The organism is Sphingomonas sp. IC4-52 (genome assembly GCF_020707225.1).
In the GTDB taxonomy this organism is placed as follows: Bacteria; Pseudomonadota; Alphaproteobacteria; order Sphingomonadales; family Sphingomonadaceae; genus Sphingomonas.
On sequence record NZ_JAJFEU010000001.1, the window covers coordinates 917,919 to 941,656 of the forward strand.

A 23,738-nucleotide genomic window follows, 5' to 3' on the forward strand; every position below is an offset into this window, starting at 1 on the left:
CAGCGGCCAAGAGGCGACTGTTCGACCCGCTTTCGCAGGGCATTGCGCGTCGCTGCGCACGACGTAACAAGCAGTGAGTTTTAGGAGATTTCAATGCGCCATACCCTTGCCCTGATGCTCTTGCCGATGTTGCCGCTGGTGCAGGGGAATGCGCCCGCACCGGCCCCCGTCGCCGCGCAGCCCGGCCAGCAGGATGCGGCGCTGCTGCAATTCCTCGATACGGCTTACGATGAACAGCTGGCGCTCAGCCCGGAGTCGCAAACCCAGTTGGGCTTCAAGACCAACTATGACCGGCTCGACGACTATACCGATGCCGCGGCGATTCGATCGCGCGACTTGGCGGAACGCCAGCTCAAGGAAATGAAGGCGCGCTTCAAACCCGACCAACTCGGCGAGAGCGCGCGCGTCAGCTATCGACTGTTCGAGTATGAGGTGCAGCGTGGACGTGAGTCCTTCCGCTTCCGCAAGCATCGCTTCCCTGTGTCGACAAATGGCAGCCCGGCCGGCGAGATCCCCGTCCTGCTGATCAACAATCACAAGATTGATACCGTGGCCGACGCCAGGGCCTATGTCGGCCGCCTGCGCGATACGGAACGTGTGATGGGTGAAGTGGCAGCCATCATGCGCGAGCAAGCCGCGGCGGGCATCGTGCCGAACAAGGTCAATTTCGCACCTGCTCGTAGCGACGCACGAAAGGTTATCACGGGAGCGCCGTTCGACAGCGGCGCCGACTCAACGGTGATGGCCGATTTCCGCAAGAAGGTGATGGCGCTAGACGCACCTGACGCGACGAAGCAGCAGCTCCTGTCTGAGGCGCAGGCGGCACTTACCGGCCCGTTCAAGCGGGGATACGACGTGCTCCTCGCCGCCCTGGATGAGATCGAGCCGAAGTCAAAAGGCAACTTCGGCGTCTGGAGCTTGCCCGACGGCGCCGCGCTCTACGAAGATCGCCTGAAGACCTCGACCACTACCAACCTGACCGCTGATCAAATCCACGAGATTGGCTTGAAGCAGGTGGCAGCCATTCGGCAGGAAATGGAGGCGATTAAGCGCCAGGTCGGATTCACCGGAACGCTGGAGCAGTTTTTCGACCACATCCGCACCGATCCGAAGCTGAAGTATCCGAATACTGATGCCGGGCGCGAACAATATCTCGCTGATGCGCGCGCCGTCATCGCATCAGTCATGGAGATGGCACCGCGCTATTTCAGCGTGCTTCCAAAGGCACCGCTCGAGGTACGTGCCGTGGAAAAATGGCGTGAGGGGACGGCGTCGACCGCCTTTTACAATCCACCTTCGGCAGACGGCACGCGCCCCGGCATCTACTACGTCAATCTAGTGGACATGAACCAGACGCAGAAGGTGCAGGTAGCCGGCATCTCCGTCCACGAAGGGGCGCCCGGCCACCACTTCCAGATCGCACGTCAGATGGAACTGACGGGCATTCCGAAGTTCCGTAAGTTCGGCGGGTATGGCGCCTACATGGAAGGCTGGGGCCTCTATACCGAGCGGCTTGGTGACGAGATGGGCGTCTACAAGGATCCGTACACCCGGTTCGGGATGCTTTCGCTGCAGGTATGGCGCGCGATCCGGCTTGTGCTGGACACCGGCATTCATTCCAAGCGCTGGACCCGCGAACAGGCGATCGCTTACTTCAAGAACAACAGCTCGGTATCCGATACAGATATCGCGCGCGAGGTAGACCGCTACTTCAACTGGCCGGGTCAGGCGACCAGCTACATGGTAGGCCAGCTCAAGATCGTGGAACTGCGCACCCGCGCGCAGCGTGAACTGGGTAAGCGCTTCGACATTCGCGAGTTCCACGAAGCGGTGCTGGGCCAGGGCGCGCTCCCGCTCGATCTGCTGGAGGAGCAGGTCAACCGCTACATCGCTGCCAAGCGCGGTTGAACGCAGAGTGGCTTGATCGAGGGACGTGCGTCGTTTGGATACGGCGTACGTCCCTGTCGGCGCGAACTGCTGCGCGGTTCGCAGCTCGCGCCCGCAAGTTCAATGGCTCGGCACCTTCAACCTTGGCGCTGATTGATGTCCGCGATCAGAGCCGGCAGGTCGCGCAGGTGTGACAAGCGCCGGTACCGGGGTGCGTCGGACGGCTCGGGAGCATGCTCGTGGCTCCACGCGAGGGGCTGCGGCACAAAGGCGGCCCAGGCGCCTGCCTCCAGCGCCGGCACAATATCGGAGCGCAGCGAGTCCCCTGCCATGATCGCCCCGGCGGGATCGACGCCGCGTCGGGCAAACAGGCGGTTAAACGTGTCCACCGTCTTGTCGCTCACGATCTCGACAGCGGCAAAGTAGCTACCGAGTCCAGAAGCCGCCAGCTTCGTCTCCTGATGCAAGAGATCGCCCTTGGTGAGTAGGACTAGGTCGCCCATCTCGGCAAGCTCTTCGATAGTCTCCCCCACTCCCTCGAGCAGCTCCACGGGATGACGGAGAAGTTCGCGTCCGGTCTCCAGGATCCTCGCGATGCTTTCGATGGGGAGCGCCGATCCGCCGAGCTCCACCGCTGCTTCGATCATCGACAGGGTGAAGCTTTTCGCGCCATAGCCGTAATGCTTCAGGTTGCGCTCTTCGACCTTGGCCAGTGTGGATCGCGCGATGCCAACATCGGCAAACGTCCCGATCATATCGGCAAAGGCTGCCTCGGCGACTTCGAAGTGCCGCATGTTGTGCCACAACGTGTCGTCGGCATCGAGCAGGATGAGCTTCATGGCCATGACATCTTGTAGGTGTGGCCCGGGCTGCTGGCCAAGCCTATCTGATGCGGGCCCAGCCGCTAAGGCGCGGGCTGCAGCTCACAAGCAAGGATGGCGCGGGCGCACAGCAGGGCAGCGGCGGCCAGAACGGCGCGCGCAACATCTGCGTAGCCAATGCTCTCCCAAGAAATCGAGTTACTTCGTCAGATACCTGCTCCAGACTTGAGCCTGGCTGACGTGGGTCTGACGGCAGGCCGATCGCACCCGTCAGTTCACCGGTGAATGCGCCTTGTGACCCAGGATCTCTCCGCAACGCACCGGACCATTCCAGCCGCCCGCTAAAGTGCAACGACGACGCTGCATTTGGATTGACGCCGCCGCCCTGAACATGGCAGTGCCCTGCCAGAGCCGCTGATGAGCGGGTGTAGCTCAATGGTAGAGCAGAAGCTTCCGAAGTATTCGGGAAGTCCAGAAATCCGCCGCTGGTGATGTAAAACCGGCACTTCCGCGCATCAACTACATCAATAACTTATTAGACGCGAGTAAAACCGCATCGCGCGGCCGAAGCTGGCCCGACGAAATCACGAGAATATCGCGCGAAGTCATCTTCCTGATATATACTTTGGACATGAACACACAACAACTACGACACGGCTGGGTAGACTTTCTGTCCAGCCAGAACTACTCGCACGCGATCACCCTGAAGCCGAACAACAAGAAGTTCGACGCCGGAGAACACTTCCTGCGGCGCAACCTTGATCGCTTCCACCGCAACCTCGACCGGCGGCTGCTCGGTACGCGCTTCGCCGACGAGAAGAACGGCGTCCGCCGCACGCGGATGGTCGCAATCATGGAGGGGCTGCCCTACAACGGCCACATCCACGCGGCGGTGCGCGTTGCCCCGGAACTCCACGGCCGCTTCGAGGCGCTGTTCGCGGCGGGGAACCCGCGCAACCCATGGGTGGCGATGATCCCCGGCGGCACGACCTGTATCGAGCCGATCACCGAGGCGGAGGGCTGGCACGAATACGCTACCAAGCGCTTCGCCAACCGCGATCACAGCGACCACATCATCTTCCTGCCCCGCCCGAACTGACCGTCTTATCCCGGCCGGTCGAGGGCGGTGCTGATCCAGCGCGTCGCGACACCGGCCGGTTCACCGCCAGCCGCAAGAGCCCTTCCCCAAGGGCAATGCGCAGCTATGCCTGAAATCATCAGGAAAGCTGAATAGATTTAGAGCGCTACTTGGCGGGCTCCAGATCCTCAACAAAGGGCCACACCTTACGCCGGTCGGACCCAAGAAGCTGGTCCTCATAGCGCGCGTTCGATTGATCCTCCTGAAGCAGGTATATCGATGGACCGCCAATCAATATCATCCTGCTTTTCTGCCCCAGCCGATCAAGGATGATAGAACAACTATCACCTTCACCCACCTCTACTTCCACGCGTTGCTGCCCCTTGAAGACGCGAGCCACGCGAACAAGCGCAGTCTGCCTCCCGGGTATGAACGGGCGGATCACCTCCCCATCAACAATCAGCGTGGCGTTATCGACGGCGCGCTTCGCGGCCTGACGCATCTCGCGCGCGCCCCAAGTCTCCGGCACGACCACCGCGCAAGCGTGAACCGGAGTCGCAGCCACGGTGAGCCAGATCGCCGCACTCGCGCAGGTGAAACGGAGCAGACCGATATCCATGCCTCAATGAACCACCAATGTCGCTCGGAGGCAAGCAGAGCAGCGGCGCAGAACTTGATCCTTGTGAGCCATGCCCAAATCGACGCGCTGACTGGCTCAAAAGATATTGACAACGACTTCTGACATGGCTCATAAGGCGCAGCATATCTTCTGAACCGGAGAAGCTTCTTGGCCCGCCTCGCCTACTTTCGCGTCTCGACCTCGGACCAGAGCATCGAAGGCCAGCGTCAGGCGCTTGGCGGCGGGTTCGAGAGGGAGTTCATCGACGAGGCGGTGAGCGGTGCGACACCTGCCGCCATGCGCCCCGGCTTCGCCGCGCTGCTGAACTACGCGCGCGAGGGCGACACCGTGGCAGTGACGGCGGTTGATCGCCTCGGCCGCGATGCCCTTGATGTTCAGGCCACGGTGCGGCGGCTGGTCGAGCGCGGCGTGATCGTCGATGTGCTGGGTCTCGGCCCCATCGGTCGCGGCGTCGGTGAACTCGTCGTCGCGGTGCTGGCGCAGATCGCCGACATGGAGCGCCAGCGGATTAAGGAGCGCTGCGACACCGGCCGCGCGGCCGCGCGCGCTTCGCTCGCCGCCACCGGCCGCACGCACAGGGGCAAGGTCTCGATGGGACGGCCGATGGCCGCCGACGCGGCCGCGATCCGCGCGTGGCGTTCGGAGAACAGCGCCAGCATCACCGCGACCGCCACCCGGTTCGGCGTCAGCGTCGCCTCCGTCAAGCGCTACTGCTCGGCCGCCGATAAATAGGTCCATGAGGTGGAAAGATATTGTTGCCGAGAGCGACATCGCCGATAAGGCGCGGAAGAGAGCAGAGAAGGCCGTGAAGGCCCGCAAGAAGATCGCGGACGCCGAACGCAAGAAGTCGCGCGCGGCACAGACCTATCAGGACGCGCTGCGCTCGGCAAATGACAGTCGAACGGCGGCGCAGTCTACGCTGCGAACTGTGTGATGTTGGCGCGCTCCCAGACAAAGTTCAACGACTTCACCGGGCACGCAGAATAATATCGCGAACTCGAACCGCCCCGATGTAAGACTCGGGGATGACGAACATCACTCCCCTCCATGTTGCCGCCGGTCGGAGCCCGGACGCCGCAACCAAGAAGCGTCGCGGCAAGTCCGCGACGACCTACGCCTCCACTGCCTCCGTTCAGCGCATGGTCAAGGCTGCGCGCATGAGCGGCCTTGATCCGCAGTCGATCACCTACCGCCCAGATGGATCGGTCAGCCTGTCGAACGCCCTTCCTGCACTGGCCGAACCAGTCGATCAGTTCGGCCAGTGGGAGCACCGCCTGTGATCGCCGGTCTCCATGTCGTCAGCAGCGGTCGTCCCGGCAACACCAAGCGCTGGTATATCTACGCATGGCGCGGTGGGAAGCAGATCGGCGTGCGGGTCGGCGGGCCACGCCCGAAGGCACTGACCGCCGCCGAGGTGAGCGCATACCATGCCGCGAAGGCGGCGGTCGAGGCCAAGCCCACCAACACGGTCGCCGCGCTGATCCGCGACTATCGGGCAAGCCCGGAATGGATGCGCCTCACGCCCAACACCAAGAAGCAATGGGGCTACCACCTCGACCGGATCGAGGATCGATGGGGCAAGGTGCCGCTTGATGTAGTCAGCGATCCCCGGATGCGCGCGAAGGTGATCGCATGGCGTGACGAACGCGCATCCACGCCTCGATCCGCTGACTATCAGGTTGGCGTGCTGCGGTCGCTGCTCGGTTGGGGGCTGATCCGGGGGCGTATGGCTTCCAACGCTGCGCAGGGCGTCCCGAAGCTCTATGGCGGTGGCGAGCGAGCCGAGATCGTCTGGGAGGCGGAAGAGGTGGAACGCTTTGTTGCCGAGACACCGGAGCACATCGGCGACATTGTGCGGCTGGCAGCGATCACCGGCTTTCGCGCGGCTGATCTGGCCGCGCTGACTTGGAGCGAGGTCAAGGACAACATGATCGTCCGGGAGGCGGAGAAGAAGAGCCGAGGCAAGCGCCGAACCGCTATCGTCCTCTTGGTTGGTTCAGCGCAGGCGCTGCTCGCAGAGCTTCGTGGCCGCCACCGGGTCGATGGGGTTGAGACAGTGCTGGTGAACTCGCGAGGTCGCCCGTGGTCAACCGACGGGTTGAGTGGAAGGGTTGCAAGCGCGGTCAAGCGTCTCGACATCCGTGCCGACGACGGACGATTGAAGCATCTCCACGACCTTCGCGGCACCCTTGCCACCAAGCTGTTCGCGCTCGGCTTGAACGACGGCGAGGTGGCCGAGATCGTCGCATGGTCGCCCGCACAGGTCGCAAGTATTCGGCACCACTATGTTGACCGCAAGCGGCGCATCGTGGCATTGGCCGAGCGGCTCGAAGCGGCGGAGGTAAAACGGCTTGTAAAACAGGCTGCCGCCGATTAGCCGAAGTGGCGGATTTCCGCCGCTTTGCGGGTGTAGCTCAATGGTAGAGCAGAAGCTTCCCAAGCTTACGACGAGGGTTCGATTCCCTTCACCCGCTCCATTCCCTCGGCCCGACCCCTTGTTCTGCTGCATCTGGCCTGCCGAGGCGGCGATCGGTCTTGATTGACTTGCGCCTGTCGGTCGGATCTGAAAGGCGGTGCCCCTCGCTGCAGGCTGGCCTCAATGCCAGCTATTTGCCACACGCCACTTCGTCAGCCCCGATCCGCCCGAGAGATGCGCGACGAGCCGCAGTGGAAACGCCGCTGACATGTATGGAGCATAGAGAAGTAGCGATGACGTCTTGCCGGAAGAAGATCGAGGTTCAGATTTTGGACCCGCGGCTGCGCGAGTGGGGCCTGCCTCGCTATCAGACGGACATGGCTGCCGGTGTCGATTTGCACGCCTGCATTGACGAGCCCCTCGTGCTTCAGCCGCAGGCTCCGGCGGTGCTTGTTCCGTCCGGCATGGCCGTGTTGATGAATGATCCGGAGATGGCGGCAATAGTCCTCGCCAGGTCCGGGCTTGGCCACAAGAAGGGACTCATCCTTGGTCAGTCGGTCGGGTTGATCGATGCGGATTACACCGCTCAGATCTTTGTCAGCGCATGGCTTCGAACCCCACCCGGCTCGGAGACGCTCACCATCAATCCCGGGGACCGGATCGCTCAACTGGTGTTCGTTCCGATCATCCGCCCGGAACTCACCTTTGTTGATACGCTGAGCGCCACAACCGCTCGCGGCGGCGGCGGGTTCGGATCAACTGGTTTTGGCACGTCCTGACCGTCGCGCCGCGCACTGCTACGTCGCGAAGGCATCGGCTGACTTCGTGCGCCAGATCCTCGCGAATGTCGGAGCGCAGGCGTGGAGATCGACCGTGATTGACGCTGAACCATCGGCCCTTCTGGACGAGCGCCATATCCTGCTTGATAAGACGGCGGGCGTGGGCGGACTCGGATCGTGAAGCAGTGATCGCAATTCCCCTGATGCTGGCGTTGGGCCAGACAGCTGCGGCAGTTGATGCGCCGGCGACGGCCGAACCTGCGCAGGCCGGCTCGCCGGCCAGCGGCACTGTCACGCCCCTGTCCTCACCGCCGGAGGATTGGTCGCAATTGCCCGAACTGAGGCTGAAGCGTCGCCAGCCTGATCCGGGAGCGCTGTCTTCCTACGTGCGCGACGAAGTTCGCGCCGGTCGATGCGCTGCGGAAAGTCCGCTGCGCGTCGATCTTGCCGTGTTGATCGCCCCAGCGGGTCAGTTGCGCCGGATCCGCCCCAATGCGATCGGCTGCCCGACGGTAGAGCAATATGCTTCGGGCCTCGTCATGCGCATGGCCCGCGGCAATGTGCCGCCTCCGCTGGAGGAGCGCTGGTATCGCATCTCGGTCACCTTTGCATGGCAGTGACGCTCAGCGAGGAAGAACGCGCGCGCTACGCCCGCCAGATCATCCTTCGTGAGATCGGTGGCCCGGGGCAGCGGCGGCTGAAGCGATCTACCGTGGCGGTGATTGGCGCTGGCGGCATCGGTTCGCCGGTGATCGCCTATCTGGCCGCGGCCGGTGTCGGGCGGTTGCTCCTGATCGACGATGATCGCGTGGACCTGTCCAATCTTCAGCGACAGATCCTCTTCGGCACCCCCGATGTCGGCACCCCGAAGGCGATTCAGGCGGCGAGCGCTGTTGCTCGACAGAATCCGTACGTCAGCGTGCAGACGACGGTCGCCAGGATCAGCGCGGAAAATGCTCCCGGCCTATTGGCGGGCGCAGATGTGGTGGTGGATGGGTGCGACAATTTCGCGACCCGTCTGGCGGTGGCTGATGCGGCGCTGGACGCGCGTATTCCGCTGATTTCTGCCGCCGTCGGACAGTTCGAAGGGCAACTCGCGACCTATCGGGGGTGGGAGGCTGATAAGCCCTGCTACCGCTGCCTTGTCGGCAGCGCGCCCGATCGGGACGGGGCGACTTGTGCCGAGCAGGGCGTGCTGGGCCCGGTGACTGGGATTCTCGGCAGTATGGCGGCACTTGAGGCGATCCGCGCCGTGGTACCATTCGGTCAGGATCCCGCTGGGCGCTTGACGTTGCTTGACCTTCTGGATCTCCGCTTTCGGACAATCCGCGTGCCAAAGGATTCCGGCTGCCCCGCGTGTGGGAGAAACCGGATCCAGCATATCCCGGTTTAGGCCGCCCTGATGGTGGGCTCAGCCCACCAGGCTCTTCGCGAAGGCTCTAACAGAGGGCCCGATGTCTTCACGGGCCAGCGCTAGCGCGAGGTTCGCCTGAATGAAGCCTGCTTTGTCGCCGCAATCGTAGCGCTGACCGGTGAACGTATAGCCGTGGAAAGGCTGTTTTCCGATCAGCTGCGCCATTGCGTCAGTGAGCTGGATCTCGCCCCCCGCCCCCGTCACCGGATTGTCGAGGATCTTCATCACGTCGGGTTGCAGAATATAGCGGCCCGGCGTCATGAGGTTCGACTTGGCGGTGCCCTGCTTGGGCTTCTCGATGACTTCGAGAACTTCGGTCAGCGGTCCTTCGACCTTGCCCGGGGTGATGATCCCGTACTTGTCCGTCTCTTCGGGCGCGACTTCAAGTGCGCCGATCAGGTTCCCGCCGACCTGGTGATAAGCCTCCACCATCTGCGCGAGGAAGCCAGGCGTCCCGACCATCAGTTCGTCGGGCAGCAGCACCGCGAAGGGCTCGTCTCCCACGATCTCGCGTGCACACCAGACCGCATGTCCAAGCCCGAGCGGCTCCTGCTGACGAACATAAACGGGAGAGCCCGGCGTCTGCCGGATATTGTTGATGAGCGCGAGCGACTTGCCACGCGCCTTCATCGTGGCTTCGAGTTCGAACGAAATGTCGAAGTGATCTTCCAGCGCGCCCTTGCCGCGACCGGTAACGAAGATGATTTGCTCGATACCGGCCTCAATCGCCTCCTCCACCGCATATTGGATCAGCGGCTTGTCAACGACGGTCAGCATTTCCTTGGGCATCGATTTTGTAGCCGGAAGAAATCGCGTTCCAAGTCCCGCGACCGGGAAAACGGCCTTACGCAGCGGCTTGATCGGCATTGATGATCTTCTCCCGAGCATTTGCGCTGCGGGCTTAACGAGACGCTGCGTTGCGGCAAAGCAAGAATCGCGTAGATCTGCTTAGGTCGTCCTTAATCGCTCGTGTCCTATCCGTCTTGGCATGAAAACGCTGGTCATCTTTGGAACTCGCCCGGAAGCGATCAAGCTGTTCCCGGTCGTGCGCGCACTTCAGGCGACACCGGGGCTGAAGGTGCGCACCTGCGTCACCGCCCAGCACCGGGGACTTCTGGATCAGGTTCTGGCGATTGCCGGCCTGGCTCCGGACGTGGACCTCGATCTGATGGAGCCGGGGCAGACGCTTGACGGTCTTACTGCCCGGCTGCTGGTTGCGATTGGCGACGTTCTGGATAACGAGCGTCCTGATCGTGTCATCGTACAGGGTGATACTGCCACCGCCATGTGCGGCGCGCTGACAGCCTATTACCGCAAGATACCCGTCGCACATGTCGAGGCCGGGCTGCGCTCCGGCGACATTTACCACCCGTGGCCAGAAGAAGTGAACCGGCGCATCGTTGCGCCAATCGCCGATCTTCACTTTGCGCCTACGCAGACTGCGGCAGACGCCTTGGCACGCGAAAATATCCGCACAGGCGTGCACGTCACCGGCAATACGGTAATCGATGCACTGCACTGGACACGCAGCCGGATCGAGGCCGACCCGCGCCTTGCTGCACAGCTTGATGACATCGCCGAGCGCTTCTTTGGCAAGCGGATCGTGCTGGTCACCACTCATCGGCGGGAGAATTTCGGTGACGGCATGGCCGCGATCGCGCGCGCCATCGCACGCATCGGCTCACGCGAGGACGTGGCCGTCCTGTTTCCCATGCACCCAAATCCGAATGTCGCGTCGGTGATGGATGCCGTGCTGGGGAAACAGGCCAATGTCGCCCGGATCGACCCGCTGGATTACCCGCACTTCATTCGCGCACTCGGCCTTTGCGACTTGGCGCTCACCGATTCCGGCGGCGTGCAGGAGGAAGCACCAGCGCTGGGCAAGCCCGTGTTGGTGATGCGCGATACGACCGAACGGCCCGAGGGCGTCGCCGCCGGAACCGCGAGGCTGATCGGTGCCGACGAGGACCGGATCGTTTCCGAAGTCTTCACGCTTCTTGATGACAAGGCCGCCTATGCCGCAATGGCCCGTGCCCACAATCCCTTCGGGGACGGCCACGCGAGTGAGCGGATCGCAAGGATCATCGCTGATGAAGTCGGATAACGAACTGAACGTTGTTGTGCTCGGGCTCGGCTATATTGGCCTACCCACCGCGGCCGTCATCGCGCGCACTGGCGCGCGCGTTCTGGGCATCGACGTCCACCAGAGCGTTGTGGACACGATCAACTCGGGCCGCGTCCATATCGAGGAAGTCGATCTCGATGGACTGGTCTCCGGTGTGGTGGCACGCGGGCACCTGCGCGCGTCCACGACGATCGACGTAGCAGACGTCTTCGTCATCGCGGTTCCGACACCCTTTTCGGACGATCGCTCCCCGGACATCGGCTATGTTCTCAACGCAGCCACCAGCCTCGCCACGGTGCTGAAGGCGGGTGATACCGTGATCCTGGAATCCACGTCGCCGGTCGGCACGACGGAACAGGTGCGCGATTTGCTCGCGAAGCTTCGCCCCGATCTGCGAGCCCCCGGCCTGGGTGAAGGTGCGGATTATGCAGTCGCTTATTGCCCGGAACGCGTGCTTCCCGGCCGGATCCTCGTTGAATTGATCGACAATGACCGGGTAATCGGCGGGATCACGCCGCGTTGCGCTCGCAAGGCGCTGACCTTTTATCGCCGCTTCGTGCGCGGCGCCTGTGTCACCACCAACGCGCGCGCTGCGGAGATGACCAAGCTTACCGAAAACGCGTTCAGAGACGTCAACATCGCCTTCGCCAATGAGCTGAGCCTTGTCGCGGACACCATGGGCGTCGATGTGTGGGAAGTAATCCGCCTCGCCAATCGCCACCCGCGGGTGAACATCCTTCAGCCGGGACCTGGTGTCGGCGGGCACTGCATCGCCGTGGACCCCTGGTTCCTCGTTGCTGCAGATCCGGCGAATACACCACTGATCCGGACGGCACGCGAAGTAAACGACGGTAAGACGGATCATGTGATCGCGCGCGCGGCTGCTATGATCGAAGCCAATCCGGGCGTGCCGGTCGCCTGTCTTGGGTTGGCGTTCAAGGCGAACATCGACGACTTTCGCGAAAGTCCGGCGCTTAAAGTCGCAAGCGCGCTGGCAGAACGCTTTGGCAATCGCATTCGAATCGTTGAACCTTATGCATCGCAGCTCCCCGCCCCTCTGGCAGCCGCCGGCGCCTCGCTGATCGATATCGACACCGCGATTGAGCGCTGCCCCATGATGATCGTGCTGGTTGATCATGACGTGTTTCGCTCGGTGCCGCTTGAGGAGCGCAGCGAAAAGCAGGTTCTCGATACTCGAGGGATCTGGCCGGACCAGCCCCCCGCCCGATCTCCGCAGCCTCTCCGCTTAGCAGTCTGAGGGCGCGGAGATGTTGCGGGTGCGAGCGGCCTTGGATAGAGGGACCGCTCTTCCTAATATATCGGCCGCTTATGCTTTCGCGCCTTTTCACGCGCCGTCGCCCCGAACCGATCCAGGCAGAATTGCCTGAGGGCAGGCGCATCTACGCCATTGGCGATATTCACGGCCGGCTCGACCTGCTCGATCAGTTGCTCGCCCGCATCGATGAAGACGACGCGGCGCGTGGCGCAGCCGAAACTGGCATTATCTTCCTCGGCGATCTGGTCGATCGGGGCCCCGACTCGGCCGGCGTGGTCGAGCGTGTACGGAAGCTATGTGCGGAGCGCCTGGACACCCGTTGCCTCAGCGGCAACCACGAGGAGATCTTCCTCGGCGCGCATGAGGGCAACGGCGATCTGATCCGGTTGCTCCTGCGGGCAGGCGGTTTCGAGACATTGCTCAGCTACGGCCTTGATCCCGAGGAGATCGACGAGGCGAGCATTGCCGAACTCGCTGAAATGATCGAGCGCGCTGTACCAGCCGAGCACATCGATTTCTTACGCGCGCTCGACGACTACCTCGTCGAAGGCGATTATCTCTTCGTGCATGCCGGCATCCGGCCAGGTGTTCCGGTGGAGCAGCAGTCGCCGCGCGATCTTCGCTGGATCCGCCAGCCCTTTCTCGATTTCGCAGGGAATCATGGCAAGTTGGTTGTGCACGGCCACACCATCACCGACGATGTCGCGCAGCGCGATAACAGAATCGGCATCGATACCGGGGCTTATCGATCGGGCCGACTCACCGCACTCGGCCTTGAGGGGCGCGACCAGTGGTTTTTAGATACCACTGGATCTCCTGGCGGTGGCCTGGGTTGATCCGATAACGCGTTGAAATGTTGCAACACAGCGGAATTTTGCTGATCATCCACCAGTATAGTGCGCTATATGCGTTGCGTTGCGATGCGATCTCTGTCAGATCGCCGCAACGGACAAAAAAGGGAGTTCGTGATGAAGCTTCGTAACTATTTCGCGGCCGTTGCCGCTGCCTCGCTGGCGGCTGCTCCCGCCGTTGCCGCTCCGGCGACCGCCAAGGTTGCTCGCGCGAGCGCCCCGGCTGCCAAGGCTGAGCAGGCTGCTGGCGGCGGCGTGATCGTTGCCGTTCTCGCTGCTGCTGCAGTGATCGCCGGCATCGTCATCATCGCCGACTCGGACGATGAGGCCGACAGCAACTGAGCATCCGCTCTGTTGAATAAGAAATAGCGGTCTTCGGGCCGCTATTTTTTTGCCCGCGGCACGGGGGGTAGGCAGTTCGCGAGGATGGGAGAGGCGCGGCAACTCGGCGCATTCTCACCTGCAAATCGACTCAGACTCAAAAGGCGGCTTCGTCCGAATTCACGCTGTTGTGAGAATCACGACCCGAAGTGATGGCCTACGCGTCACGCGCCAAGGCCCGACACCTGCACACGCCTCATAAGAAAATTGGCAGATGCGTTGCTCAGCGCGGCGGGACCCATTCAAGCCCCATCTAGACTCTGAGGCGGGGAAGCTCCCTTCCCCGCCCGTCAACCATCAGTTGCTGTCCGCGCGGTCATCGTCGTCGTCATCAACAACCAGATAGATGCCGCCGGCGACAATCGCTGCCGCGAGGATTGCTGGGATCACGCCACCGCTCGCGGCCTTTTCCGACTGACCAACAGAGGCAGCTGCGCGTGTCGACTGCGCCACTGTCGGCTTGGCCGCAGTAGCTGCCGTAGCCGCAACTGGCGTGAGGACAACTGCGCTCGCCATCACGCCGGTGAGTAACTTTGGAACCATACCCTTTCTCCCGTTAAAGACACGCAGCGGTGCAACGCAACACTACCAACCGCCAGCAACCGAAAATACTGACTGCGCGTTCTGTTCCCTGGAGATCGTAAGAGGATCAACTGAACTTCGCCAAGTAACTGCACCAGCGAGAAGAACCAACATTAGATCGACCGGGTCACTGCAGCGCTTCACCACACCCGCAGAGCGGCCACGAGGATCGGCTGACCCTTTGGCTTTTTCGATCGCAGCTTCGCCATCGAGGATAAAACGCCTGCGACGTTTCTGCTGATCAGCCTCAGACGCGTTCCATTGCGCATCTCGCGCAATGTTTCCGCCGCCTTGTTCGTTTCACGCAAAGACTAGGCAACAACGGACAAGCGGAACTGGGCCGAGGCTCTCCCAAGCCCGGCTTGCTACTCGCCCAAGTTGTAAAACTGGCGCACCCGACAGGATTCGAACCTGTGGCCTCTGCCTTCGGAGGGCAGCGCTCTATCCAGCTGAGCTACGGGTGCCGGAAAGGAGCGCCTAGCAGCGGTCGGCGGCTGGCGCCAGCGCTTTTACGCGCTCATCGCCTCACTTCGTGAGCTTCACCGGCTGGAACGGTGCAAGACCACAGCTTGCGCCGCGCATCGGTGGGTTCACCGTGAACACGGTGATGATATCCTGCGCGCACAACTGGCTTAGCGACGTAGCGTAACTGAAGCGCCGCTCGAAGCCGAGCTGCGGACAGGATTGCGGCAGCGTCACGCGGTAATAGCGGTTTCCGTCGACGCGAAAGTCAATGACCCGATCGTTGCGAACAAGGCTCTCGCGAATGCTGCGGATTGGAATGCAGCTTTGCGGCTCGCCCGCGGGCGTCGCCGCAGGCACAGCGTTGCGGTCACGCGCGGCGCCCGGCGCGGCCACAGTCGCGATGGTGAGGGCAATGGGGAACAGGATACGCATCAACCTTCTCCTTCAGCCCTCACCTTCTTCAATCTCCCGCGAACGCATTCTTCAGGCGGGAAAAGAAGCCCTGGCTGGCGGGACATTCCTCGCCCGTCTCCGTTTCACGGAATTCCTCCAGAAGCGCCCTCTGACGCGTCGAGAGGCGGGTAGGAGTCTCAACGTCGATCTGTACCACCAGATCCCCGAAGCCTCTGCCCTGAAGCACCGGCATACCTGCGCCGCGCTGACGCAGCTGCTTGCCCGACTGAATACCCGCCGGGATCCGCAGCTCATGAGTGCGGCCGTCGAGCCCGGGTATGGTCAGCGATCCGCCGAGCGCCGCGGTGGTGAAGCTGATCGGCGCGCGGGCGAACAGGGTCGTGCCTTCGCGCTCGAAGAGACTGTGCCGCTTCACATGAAGGAAGATGTAAAGGTCGCCTGCTGGCGCGCCACGTGCGCCCGCTTCGCCCTCACCCGTCATGCGGACCCGCGTGCCTTCGTCGACACCCGGCGGAATCTCCACGCTCAGCGTCTTGGTGCGCTCAACTCGTCCGTCGCCGCGGCAGTCCGGACATGGATCGTCGATCACCTGGCCCGAACCGTTGCAGACCGGGCAAGCACGCTCGACGACGAAGAAGCCCTGCTGGGCACGCACCTTGCCGTGGCCAGCGCAGGTGTTGCAGGTGTGCGGATGGCTGCCGGCCCGTGCGCCCGAGCCATGACACGTATCGCACGCTGCCGTAACATCGACAGTGATCTCCGCGGATTTGCCGTGATAGGCCTCCTCCAGCGTGATCTCCATGTCGTAGCGCAGGTCAGCGCCGCGGCGCACCTGCTGGCGCCCGCCGCCGCGGCCGCCCATGAATTCGCCGAACACGCTTTCGAAGATGTCGGAGAAGCCGGAGAAGTCCGCGTGCCCCTGCCCGCCGCCACCGCCGCCGTTGCGGAACGCGGCATGGCCGTAGCGATCATAGGCTGCGCGCTTCTGCGGATCCTTCAGGCAGTCATAGGCCTCGCTGACCGCCTTGAACTTCGCCTCGGAATCCTTGCACCCGGCGTTCTTGTCCGGGTGATACTTCATTGCAAGCTTGCGGTAAGCGGACTTGATCGTCCCCGCATCGGCCGAACGATCGACCTCAAGCAATTCGTAGAAATCGACTTCTGTCATTCAACGCCCCCGCGCAGCAACAGCCCGCCCGTCACGCCTAAATACTCGGCATAACGGGCGGGCGACATTGCTTACGCCTTCTGGTTGTCGTCGACTTCCGAGAATTCGGCGTCGACCACGTCATCGTCCTTCGGCGCCGCACCGGCGTCGGCAGCCGGCGACGCTTCCGCCTGCTGCTGCTTCTCGTAGATCGCCTGGCCGAGCTTCATCGCGACCTGCGCGAGCGCCTGGCTCTTCTCGTTCATCTGATCGACGTCACCGCCCTCGACCGCTGCCTTGGCGGCATCGATCGCGGACTGGATCTCGCCCTTCAGTGCCTCGTCCACCTTGTCGCCGTTGTCGGCCAGCTGGCGCTCGGTGGTGTGGATCAGGCTCTCGGCGTTGTTCTTCGCCTCGGCGCCTGCCTTGCGCTTCTTGTCCTCCTCGGCGAACCGTTCGGCTTCCTGCACCATCTTCTCGATGTCAGCGTCGGACAGGCCGCCCGATGCCTGGATACGGATCTGCTGCTCCTTGCCGGTACCCTTGTCCTTCGCGGAGACGTTGACGATGCCGTTGGCGTCGATGTCGAACGTCACCTCGATCTGCGGCACGCCGCGCGGCGCCGGCGGGATGCCGACGAGGTCGAACTGGCCCAGCAGCTTGTTGTCGGCCGCCATCTCGCGCTCGCCCTGGAAGACGCGGATCGTCACCGCCTGCTGATTGTCATCGGCAGTCGAATAGGTCTGCGACTTCTTGGTCGGGATCGTGGTGTTGCGATCGATCATGCGGGTGAACACGCCGCCGAGCGTCTCGATGCCCAGCGACAGCGGGGTCACGTCGAGCAGCAGCACGTCCTTGACGTCGCCCTGCAGCACGCCGGCCTGGATCGCCGCACCCATCGCGACGACTTCGTCCGGGTTCACGCCGGTGTGCGGATCCTTGCCGAAGAAGTTCTTCACCGCTTCGCGCACCTTGGGCATGCGGGTCATGCCGCCGACCAGCACCACTTCCGAAATATCGCTGGCCTTGAGGCCGGCGTCGGCAAGCGCCTTCTTCATCGGCTCGATCGTGCGCTGGATCAGGCTGTCGACGAGACGCTCGAGGTCCGCGCGGCTGATCGTCTTGACGAGGTGCTTCGGGCCGTTCTGGTCGGCGGTGATGAACGGCAGGTTCACTTCGGTCGAGGCGGCCGAGGACAGCTCAATCTTCGCCTTTTCGGCCGCTTCCTTCAGGCGCTGCAGCGCGAGCTTGTCCTTGGTGAGGTCGATGCCCTCATCCTTCTTGAAGCTCTCCGCCAGGAAATCGACCAGCTTGTTGTCGAAGTCTTCGCCGCCGAGGAACGTGTCACCGTTGGTCGACTTCACCTCGAACACGCCGTCGCCGATCTCGAGGATCGAGACGTCGAACGTGCCGCCGCCAAGGTCATAGACCGCGATCGTCTTGCCGTCCTGCTTCTCGAGGCCATAGGCCAGCGCAGCCGCGGTCGGCTCGTTGATGATGCGCAGCACTTCGAGGCCCGCGATCTGGCCGGCGTCCTTGGTCGCCTGGCGCTGCGCGTCGTTGAAATATGCCGGGACCGTGATCACGGCCTGCGTCACGGTTTCGCCGAGATAACTCTCGGCGGTTTCCTTCATCTTCTGAAGGGTGAAGGCGCTGATCTGCGAGGGGCTGTATTCCTTGCCGCCCGCCTGCACCCAGGCGTCACCATTGCCGCCCCGCACGATGTGATACGGAACAAGCTCGGTGTCCTTCTTGGTGATCGGATCGTCAAAGCGGCGGCCGATCAGGCGCTTCACCGCGAAAATCGTGTTGTCGCCGTTGGTAACCGCCTGGCGCTTCGCCGGCTGCCCCACCAGTCGCTCGCCATCCTTGGCGAAGGCGACGATGGACGGCGTGGTACGTGCGCCTTCCGCATTCTCGATCACCTTGGGCTTGCCGCCCTCCATCACTGCCACGCAGCTGTTGGTGGTGCCGAGATCGATACCGATAACTTTTGCCATGAGTGCTCTTCTAGCCCCTGCTCGAACAAAAAACGTGCCGCTTCGCCCCGTTACGGCGACGGAACAGCGTTGACGAAGCGCGATATAGGTGGCGGTTCCCCTGCCGCAAGACACCTGCCCAGCTTGCCGCTGGCGAGTGGGGGGCGTACCAATCTGGTATCGTTTCGCTTTGGGAGAGACCCATGTTCCGCGCCGCCGCCGCGCTCGCCATTGCCGCCGCCGCCCTCACTGGATGCGCGCCGGAAAAGCAACTGTACATCAGCGACGCGTGGGTGCGCCTCGCCGCGGTCGAAGGACGCCCGGCGGCGGGCTATTTCACCATTCACGGCGGCCCGGCAGAGGCAACTCTGGTAAGCGTCAGGACCGACATGGCCGTCCGGACGGAGCTTCACGAAAGCAAGGCGGCGGACGGAGGTGGCATGACGATGGACTCGATCGATCAGGTTCCCGTGCCGGCCCTTCAGCAAGTGCGGTTCGTGCCTGGCGGTAAGCACGCGATGCTGTTCGGCGTGAACCCGGCGGTGAAGCCAGGAGGCACGCTCACCTTTACCTTCACGTTCGCGGATTCGACACGGATCCAGCAGAATGCGCGCGTCATCGCGGCAGGGGATCCGGCACCCGCCGGCAAGTGACGGCGCGCCGCCAGCGGTGCCGACTCACGGGTCCGTAACCTTTGCGCATCATCACGGCGCGCATGGGCAAGCTTTCAACATGGCGAAATGGGGTGATGCGACGCGTGGAGGGCCGCTCCGCGCGTGAGATCGCCACGCTCACCCTCAAGACCTTGCGCCACACTGCCAGCAGCTTCAGCCCCGCTGCCGCCCGCGCACGGCGCGCCGATCAGGCGTTTGATCGCCGTTGGGGCACCGACACAGGCGGCACAATGAACTTGTCCGCGCTGAACGTCGCGCGTGAACGTGCCTTGCTCGGCTTCGGGTATCAGGCCAGCAACGGCGTCGCGTTGAAGGACGCGATGAAGATTGCCGCCATTGATCCGGCACGCTTCACCTTCATCGACTACGGCTCTGGCAAGGGCCGGGTGGTGATGATCGCCGCCGCTACTGGATTCGGTCGGGCTATCGGCGTCGAGTTTGCTCCCGAGCTTCACGAGGTCGCGCTCACCAATGCCGATCGCTTTGCGGCTGCCGGCGGCGCAGCACGACGCTGCGAGATGGTGTTGGGCGATGCCGGCAGCTACGCGCCTCCCCCAGGTCCGGTGTTCGCTTATATCTACAACAGCTTCGGTCCCGTGATCTTGCGCGAAGTGCTGGAGCGGCTGGAACAGCGCGCCGCGGCCGGCGAGGAAATCATCGCCCTCTACGTCAATCCACGTCACCGCAACGCGTTCGAGGATGAAGACCGCTGGCATGTCGTCGCCGATCGCGAAGACTGGGTACTCTATCGCCCGGCTCCCGCCGCGCGCTGAACCGAGGCGACTAGATCGCCGGGCCGAAGTGCTTACCTAAGTCAATGATGACCATTCGGCGCCTGACCTCCGGCGAGAAGGACCTCGCCCGCTCCGTATACGGCAACGCCATCGATCTGGAGCAGGTGGAGATCTGCGACCGCCGCTGGTGGCCGCTTCAGCCGCGTCACGTCGTGATGGCGCCGCGCGGCCGCATCCACTTCCACCCGCATGGCGGCCTCTACCGTGACGATTTCGCCGCTGCGTCGCTGGGCGAGCAGGGGCTATTCATTCACGAAATGTGTCACGTTTGGCAGCATCAGCGCGGCATCTTCCTGCCGCTCGCCCGCCATCCCTTCTGCCGTTATCACTACAGCTTCGTGCCGGGTCGCCCGCTTGCCCGCTATGGGATCGAGCAACAGGCGGAGATCGTCCGTCATGCCTTCCTCCTGCGGGCGGGCGCGCGCGTCATCGGCGCCCCTGATCTTTCGGCTTACGAAAGCGTTCTGCCATTCGGCAACCGCTGAGCGGAACCCTGGTCGCCGCGACGGCTTACGCTCCTTGACGTACGATCGAGGAGAATGACCGATGGACAGGCGCAACGCGGCGATCGCCGGCGGCATCGTGGCAGGGATCGTGACCACGGCGGCAATGTGGGCAGGACGGCGCAGCGGCGTGCTTGGCAAGACGCTCGATCGCGACGCAGTGGACTGGATCGACCGCACCACCGGCTCGCGGGAGGTGATCAGGGAAGCGGGCACCAGCGCGGTTGAGTTCGCCAACCATCTCGGCGCCTCCGCGGCGTTCGGCGGCCTTTACGCACAGGTGCGGCAGTGGGCGCCCAACACGTCGCCGGTTGCCCTCGGCGCCGCATTCGGCACTGCGCTTTACGTGGTCAACATCGGCGGCATCGCGCCGCTGCTTGGCATCACACAAGGGGAGCTCAAAGCCGGCCCGCGAAAGGCGTCCGAGCGTTGGGCAGTTCATGTGCTGCAGTCAGTCGTCACCGCGCTGGTCGCCGAACGGCTCACGACCGAAGAGGCGGGCGCAACCGCCTGATGCAGAACGCCTGAGCTAAGACGCGGCAGCCTCCCCAGGGCCGCCACGTCCGCCCGGCCCTCACCTCACTTCATCAGCACCAGTTCTTCCGCCATGGTCGGGTGCAGTGCGACCGTGGCGTCGAACTGCGCCTTCGTGAGACCAGCCTTCACGCACACCGCCGCTGCCTGGATGATCTCCGGACAATCCGGTCCGATCATGTGAATGCCCACCACACGATCGGTCTCGGCATCGCACACCATCTTGTACAGTGACCGTTCGTCCCGGCCTGCCAGCACATTCTTCATCGGGCGGAAATCGGACGAGTAGATCCTCACGGAGCCGAGCTTCTGACGCGCCTCGCTCTCGGTCATGCCGACCCCGGCTATCGGGGGATGGCTGAAACAGGCCGCCGGCACACAATCATAATCCACCGTCACGCCGCCCCGGCCGAAGAGGTTCTCCGCGAAGGCCTGCCCTTCGCGGATCGCCACCGGTGTTAGCTGGATGCGATTGGTCACGTCGCCCACAGCGTAAATGGAGGGGCACGTCGAACGATTGTCATCATCCACCGGCACGGCGCCCTTCGCGTCCACCTCGACCCCGGCATTTTCCAGCCCCAGCCCTTCGGTGTTGGGTACACGTCCGGTGGCGTACATCACGCAATCGACCACTACGGGTTCATGGCCAGTCATGTGAACCTCCAGGCAGCCGTCATCGCGCTTCTCGATCCTCTCGAACGTGGCGTCGAAACGGAATTCCAGGCCTTTCATCATGCTGATCTGCAACAAACGATCGCGGATCTGCAGGTCGTAGCCGCGCAGGATGTCCTTGGTGCGGTTCATGATGATGACGTGCGCGCCAAGCTGGTGAAAAATGCCCGCGAACTCATTGGCGATATAGCCGGCACCCGCGATCAGCACCCGCTTCGGAATGGCGTCGAGGTGAAATACCTCGTTGGAGGTGATGCCGTGTTCGGAACCGGGGAACTCCGGCACATGCGGCCGTGCGCCAGTGGCGACCAGGATGTGCTTGGCGGTCTTAGTAGCGCCATCCGCAAGCGTGACTTCATTCGGTCCGGTGATCGTCGCGCGCTGGTGAATGATTTCCGCGCCGTTCGATTCCAGCGTCGTCGTGTAAGCCTTGTTGATCCGGTCCACCTCGGCCAACACGTTTTCCTGCAGGCACTTCCAGTCGAAGGCGCAATCATCCGGGACGAGCCAGCCGAACCGCTTTGCGTCCTTCAGGTCCTCGGCGAAGTGCGCACCATAGACGAGCAGCTTCTTGGGCACGCAGCCGCGGATCACGCATGTCCCGCCGACGCGATATTCCTCTGCCACTGCCACGCGCGCGCCATGCGCCGCCGCTACACGCGACGCCCGGGTTCCGCCGGAGCCGGCACCGATGGTGAACAGGTCATAATCGAAATCGGGCATTACTTTACTCCACTGGCGCCGCACCGGGATATGGGCGCACGGCGCCGCGCGGCAAATCGATCAGGATCGAAGGATCGTTCAGGCAAGCCCCGCACGACGGATCAGATCCTCCGTCGACGGATCGAAATCACCGCCGCCCTTGGCTGCTTCCTTCGCCATCTCCTTGCCTAGCTCGACTCCGAACTGGTCAAAGGAATTGATGCCCAGCAGCACGCCGTTCACGAATACGCGATGCTCGTAAAAGGCGATCAGCGCTCCCAGCGTGCGCGCATCCAACGTATCAAGCAGGATCGTCGAGGACGGGCGATCGCCCGGATACGCACGTGCGGGGTCATCGGCATTCTTGCGCCCCTTCATCAATGCTGCGCCCTGCGCGAAGGCGTTGAGCAGCAACTGGCGGTGATGCTCCTCCGCCAGCGTATCGCCAGGCTCGATCACCGCCAGAAATTCCACCGGCACCAGATGGGTGCCCTGATGCAGCAGCTGGAAGACAGCATGTTGCGCGTCCGTCCCCACCCCTCCCCAGGTGATCGGTGCCGTGGGGCGGCCGACTGGCTTGCCATCAACCGTCACGCTCTTGCCGTTTGATTCCATCTCCAATTGCTGAAGGTAGCTCGGCAGCAGGCGAAGCCGCTCGTCATACGCGAACGGTGCGCGCGTTTCGCAACCCCGCACCTGAGTGTAGTAAAGATCCGCGAAGGCGGCGAGGACGGGCGCATTTTCATGCAGCGCCGAAAGGCGGAAGTGCCGGTCCATCTCCGCGGCGCCTTCCAGCAATTCGGCGAACTGGTCCCAGCCCAGCTTGATGGCCGCCGGGAAACCGATCGACGACCACAGAGAATAGCGGCCGCCCACCCCTTCGGAAAACGGCAGAATTCGAGTTTCGTCCACGCCCCATTCGATCGCCTTCTCCGGCGACGCGGTGAGCGCGATCACACGGCCATAAGGGTCTTCGACACCATTTTCCTGCATCCAGCCGATCGCGCTGTCTGCATTCATCATCGTCTCGGTGGTGGTGAACGTCTTGGATGCGACCACCAGCAGGGTGGCCGACGGATCGAACCGGTCGAACACGTCTTCCAGGGCTACTCCATCCACATTGGATACGATCGCGACGTCATAGCGTTCACTATCGCGGCCCAGCGCATCGACCAGCAGGTTCGGTCCCAGAGCGGATCCGCCAATGCCGACGTGCAGCACGTGGCGCACCGGGCCAAATGCCTCCGCCTCGATGGCGTCGATCAGCATGCGCATGCGGGCATGATATTCCGCGGCTCGCTTCACGCTCTCCGGATTGCCCTCGCCGCGCTCGGCGGTGTGCTCCACCGGACGGTCCTCCGTCACGTTGACATGAGCGCCGCCGAACATCGCGTCGCGCTTGCCGGCAAGATCCGCTTCCTTCGCCAGCGTCTCGAACGCGGCAATCGCGTCCTGGGTCAGATGCGTCTTTGACCAGTCGAAGTGGATGCCCGACACATCCAGCGACAGCTTCGCCAGCCGCTCAGGATCATCGGCAAAGAGCTGTTCCAGCCGGATCTGCGGAAGTGCCTCGATCCTCGACCAATCCGTCATTGTCACTTCTC

General features: G+C 63.1%; 26 protein-coding genes and 2 tRNA genes. 18 read left to right on the forward strand and 10 right to left on the reverse strand.

Annotated elements, in window-relative coordinates:
- Nucleotides 1-93 precede the first annotated feature (93 nt).
- Nucleotides 94-1,908 carry a DUF885 domain-containing protein gene (locus LK535_RS04545; protein WP_265333979.1) on the forward strand — a complete coding sequence of 605 codons (1,815 nt, stop codon included), beginning with the start codon at nt 94-96 and terminating at the stop codon, nt 1,906-1,908.
- A gap of 116 nt (nt 1,909-2,024) precedes the next feature.
- On the opposite strand, the gene LK535_RS04555 is transcribed toward LK535_RS04545, so the two are convergent.
- The gene (locus LK535_RS04555; RefSeq protein ID WP_227770670.1) at nt 2,025-2,732 is read right to left on the reverse strand and encodes an HAD family hydrolase; all 708 of its coding nucleotides are present in this window, start codon (nt 2,730-2,732) and stop codon (nt 2,025-2,027) included.
- 607 nt (nt 2,733-3,339) lie between these two features.
- Between LK535_RS04555 and LK535_RS04560 the strand changes: the two genes are divergently transcribed.
- Nucleotides 3,340-3,807, forward strand: coding sequence for a hypothetical protein (locus LK535_RS04560; protein WP_227770671.1), 468 nt, complete (start codon nt 3,340-3,342; stop codon nt 3,805-3,807).
- Nucleotides 3,808-3,952: 145 nt separating this feature from the next.
- Here the strand turns inward: LK535_RS04560 and LK535_RS04565 are convergent, their stop codons facing one another.
- The gene (locus LK535_RS04565; RefSeq protein ID WP_227770672.1) at nt 3,953-4,405 is read right to left on the reverse strand and encodes a hypothetical protein; all 453 of its coding nucleotides are present in this window, start codon (nt 4,403-4,405) and stop codon (nt 3,953-3,955) included.
- Between the two features lie 168 nt (nt 4,406-4,573).
- On the opposite strand from LK535_RS04565, the gene LK535_RS04570 reads away from it, so the two are divergent.
- The 8 genes from LK535_RS04570 to LK535_RS04605 all read left to right on the forward strand — a co-directional run bounded on the left by LK535_RS04570 (nt 4,574) and on the right by LK535_RS04605 (nt 9,014).
- On the forward strand, nt 4,574-5,158 hold the full coding sequence (locus LK535_RS04570) for a recombinase family protein (RefSeq protein WP_227770673.1): 585 nt from the start codon (nt 4,574-4,576) through the stop codon (nt 5,156-5,158).
- 4 nt (nt 5,159-5,162) lie between these two features.
- Nucleotides 5,163-5,360 (forward strand): hypothetical protein, encoded by a 198-nt coding sequence (locus LK535_RS04575; RefSeq protein WP_227770674.1) that lies wholly within the window; start codon nt 5,163-5,165, stop codon nt 5,358-5,360.
- Between the two features lie 91 nt (nt 5,361-5,451).
- The gene (locus LK535_RS04580; RefSeq protein ID WP_227770675.1) at nt 5,452-5,706 is read left to right on the forward strand and encodes a hypothetical protein; all 255 of its coding nucleotides are present in this window, start codon (nt 5,452-5,454) and stop codon (nt 5,704-5,706) included.
- Entirely contained in the window at nt 5,703-6,803 is a 1,101-nt protein-coding gene (locus LK535_RS16880) for a tyrosine-type recombinase/integrase (protein ID WP_227770676.1), read from the forward strand. Before LK535_RS04580 ends, LK535_RS16880 begins: the two co-directional genes overlap by 4 nt.
- 26 nt (nt 6,804-6,829) lie before the next feature.
- Nucleotides 6,830-6,903, forward strand: a tRNA-Gly gene (locus LK535_RS04590).
- A 232-nt stretch (nt 6,904-7,135) separates the two neighbouring features.
- Nucleotides 7,136-7,621 carry a dUTP diphosphatase gene (gene dut / locus LK535_RS04595; RefSeq protein WP_227770677.1) on the forward strand — a complete coding sequence of 162 codons (486 nt, stop codon included), beginning with the start codon at nt 7,136-7,138 and terminating at the stop codon, nt 7,619-7,621.
- 185 nt (nt 7,622-7,806) lie between these two features.
- Nucleotides 7,807-8,241 carry a hypothetical protein gene (locus LK535_RS04600; protein ID WP_227770678.1) on the forward strand — a complete coding sequence of 145 codons (435 nt, stop codon included), beginning with the start codon at nt 7,807-7,809 and terminating at the stop codon, nt 8,239-8,241.
- On the forward strand, nt 8,238-9,014 hold the full coding sequence (locus LK535_RS04605; protein WP_227771077.1) for a HesA/MoeB/ThiF family protein: 777 nt from the start codon (nt 8,238-8,240) through the stop codon (nt 9,012-9,014). The genes LK535_RS04600 and LK535_RS04605 overlap by 4 nt, the downstream gene beginning before the upstream one ends.
- A gap of 18 nt (nt 9,015-9,032) precedes the next feature.
- On the opposite strand, the gene galU is transcribed toward LK535_RS04605, so the two are convergent.
- Entirely contained in the window at nt 9,033-9,902 is an 870-nt protein-coding gene (galU, locus tag LK535_RS04610) for a UTP--glucose-1-phosphate uridylyltransferase GalU (protein WP_227770679.1), read from the reverse strand.
- A 121-nt stretch (nt 9,903-10,023) separates the two neighbouring features.
- Here galU and wecB point away from each other — a divergent pair, with 121 nt between their 5' ends.
- From wecB to LK535_RS04630, 4 genes are all read left to right on the forward strand, one after another.
- Nucleotides 10,024-11,139 carry a non-hydrolyzing UDP-N-acetylglucosamine 2-epimerase gene (wecB, locus tag LK535_RS04615; RefSeq protein ID WP_227770680.1) on the forward strand — a complete coding sequence of 372 codons (1,116 nt, stop codon included), beginning with the start codon at nt 10,024-10,026 and terminating at the stop codon, nt 11,137-11,139.
- Nucleotides 11,126-12,418, forward strand: coding sequence for a UDP-N-acetyl-D-mannosamine dehydrogenase (gene wecC / locus LK535_RS04620; RefSeq protein ID WP_227770681.1), 1,293 nt, complete (start codon nt 11,126-11,128; stop codon nt 12,416-12,418). Before wecB ends, wecC begins: the two co-directional genes overlap by 14 nt.
- Before the next feature lie 71 nt (nt 12,419-12,489).
- A complete protein-coding gene (locus LK535_RS04625) occupies nt 12,490-13,272 on the forward strand; it encodes a metallophosphoesterase family protein (RefSeq protein WP_227770682.1) in 783 nt (260 codons plus the stop codon).
- A 132-nt stretch (nt 13,273-13,404) separates the two neighbouring features.
- Nucleotides 13,405-13,629 carry a hypothetical protein gene (locus tag LK535_RS04630; RefSeq protein WP_227770683.1) on the forward strand — a complete coding sequence of 75 codons (225 nt, stop codon included), beginning with the start codon at nt 13,405-13,407 and terminating at the stop codon, nt 13,627-13,629.
- Nucleotides 13,630-13,965: 336 nt separating this feature from the next.
- Here the strand turns inward: LK535_RS04630 and LK535_RS04635 are convergent, their stop codons facing one another.
- The 5 genes from LK535_RS04635 to dnaK form a co-directional block, all read right to left on the reverse strand.
- Nucleotides 13,966-14,211 (reverse strand): hypothetical protein, encoded by a 246-nt coding sequence (locus LK535_RS04635; RefSeq protein ID WP_227770684.1) that lies wholly within the window; start codon nt 14,209-14,211, stop codon nt 13,966-13,968.
- A gap of 426 nt (nt 14,212-14,637) precedes the next feature.
- Nucleotides 14,638-14,714, reverse strand: a tRNA-Arg gene (locus LK535_RS04640).
- 61 nt (nt 14,715-14,775) lie between these two features.
- Nucleotides 14,776-15,147, reverse strand: coding sequence for a hypothetical protein (locus tag LK535_RS04645; RefSeq protein WP_227770685.1), 372 nt, complete (start codon nt 15,145-15,147; stop codon nt 14,776-14,778).
- A 28-nt stretch (nt 15,148-15,175) separates the two neighbouring features.
- Nucleotides 15,176-16,297, reverse strand: coding sequence for a molecular chaperone DnaJ (dnaJ, locus tag LK535_RS04650; RefSeq protein ID WP_227770686.1), 1,122 nt, complete (start codon nt 16,295-16,297; stop codon nt 15,176-15,178).
- Between the two features lie 71 nt (nt 16,298-16,368).
- Entirely contained in the window at nt 16,369-18,276 is a 1,908-nt protein-coding gene (gene dnaK / locus LK535_RS04655) for a molecular chaperone DnaK (RefSeq protein WP_227770687.1), read from the reverse strand.
- Nucleotides 18,277-18,458: 182 nt separating this feature from the next.
- Here dnaK and LK535_RS04660 point away from each other — a divergent pair, with 182 nt between their 5' ends.
- The 4 genes from LK535_RS04660 to LK535_RS04675 all read left to right on the forward strand — a co-directional run bounded on the left by LK535_RS04660 (nt 18,459) and on the right by LK535_RS04675 (nt 20,740).
- Nucleotides 18,459-18,908, forward strand: a complete 450-nt coding sequence (locus LK535_RS04660; RefSeq protein WP_227770688.1) for a copper chaperone PCu(A)C — start codon at nt 18,459-18,461, stop codon at nt 18,906-18,908.
- A gap of 92 nt (nt 18,909-19,000) precedes the next feature.
- Nucleotides 19,001-19,702: a hypothetical protein gene (locus LK535_RS04665; RefSeq protein ID WP_227770689.1), complete on the forward strand. Its 702-nt coding sequence runs from the start codon at nt 19,001-19,003 to the stop codon at nt 19,700-19,702.
- 47 nt (nt 19,703-19,749) lie between these two features.
- Nucleotides 19,750-20,208, forward strand: a complete 459-nt coding sequence (locus LK535_RS04670; RefSeq protein WP_227770690.1) for a vgr related protein — start codon at nt 19,750-19,752, stop codon at nt 20,206-20,208.
- A gap of 61 nt (nt 20,209-20,269) precedes the next feature.
- On the forward strand, nt 20,270-20,740 hold the full coding sequence (locus LK535_RS04675) for a hypothetical protein (RefSeq protein WP_227770691.1): 471 nt from the start codon (nt 20,270-20,272) through the stop codon (nt 20,738-20,740).
- A gap of 65 nt (nt 20,741-20,805) precedes the next feature.
- Here the strand turns inward: LK535_RS04675 and gorA are convergent, their stop codons facing one another.
- On the reverse strand, nt 20,806-22,155 hold the full coding sequence (gorA, locus tag LK535_RS04680) for a glutathione-disulfide reductase (RefSeq protein ID WP_227770692.1): 1,350 nt from the start codon (nt 22,153-22,155) through the stop codon (nt 20,806-20,808).
- Between the two features lie 78 nt (nt 22,156-22,233).
- Nucleotides 22,234-23,727 carry a glucose-6-phosphate isomerase gene (pgi, locus tag LK535_RS04685; protein WP_227770693.1) on the reverse strand — a complete coding sequence of 498 codons (1,494 nt, stop codon included), beginning with the start codon at nt 23,725-23,727 and terminating at the stop codon, nt 22,234-22,236.
- Between the last annotated feature and the right edge of the window lie 11 nt (nt 23,728-23,738).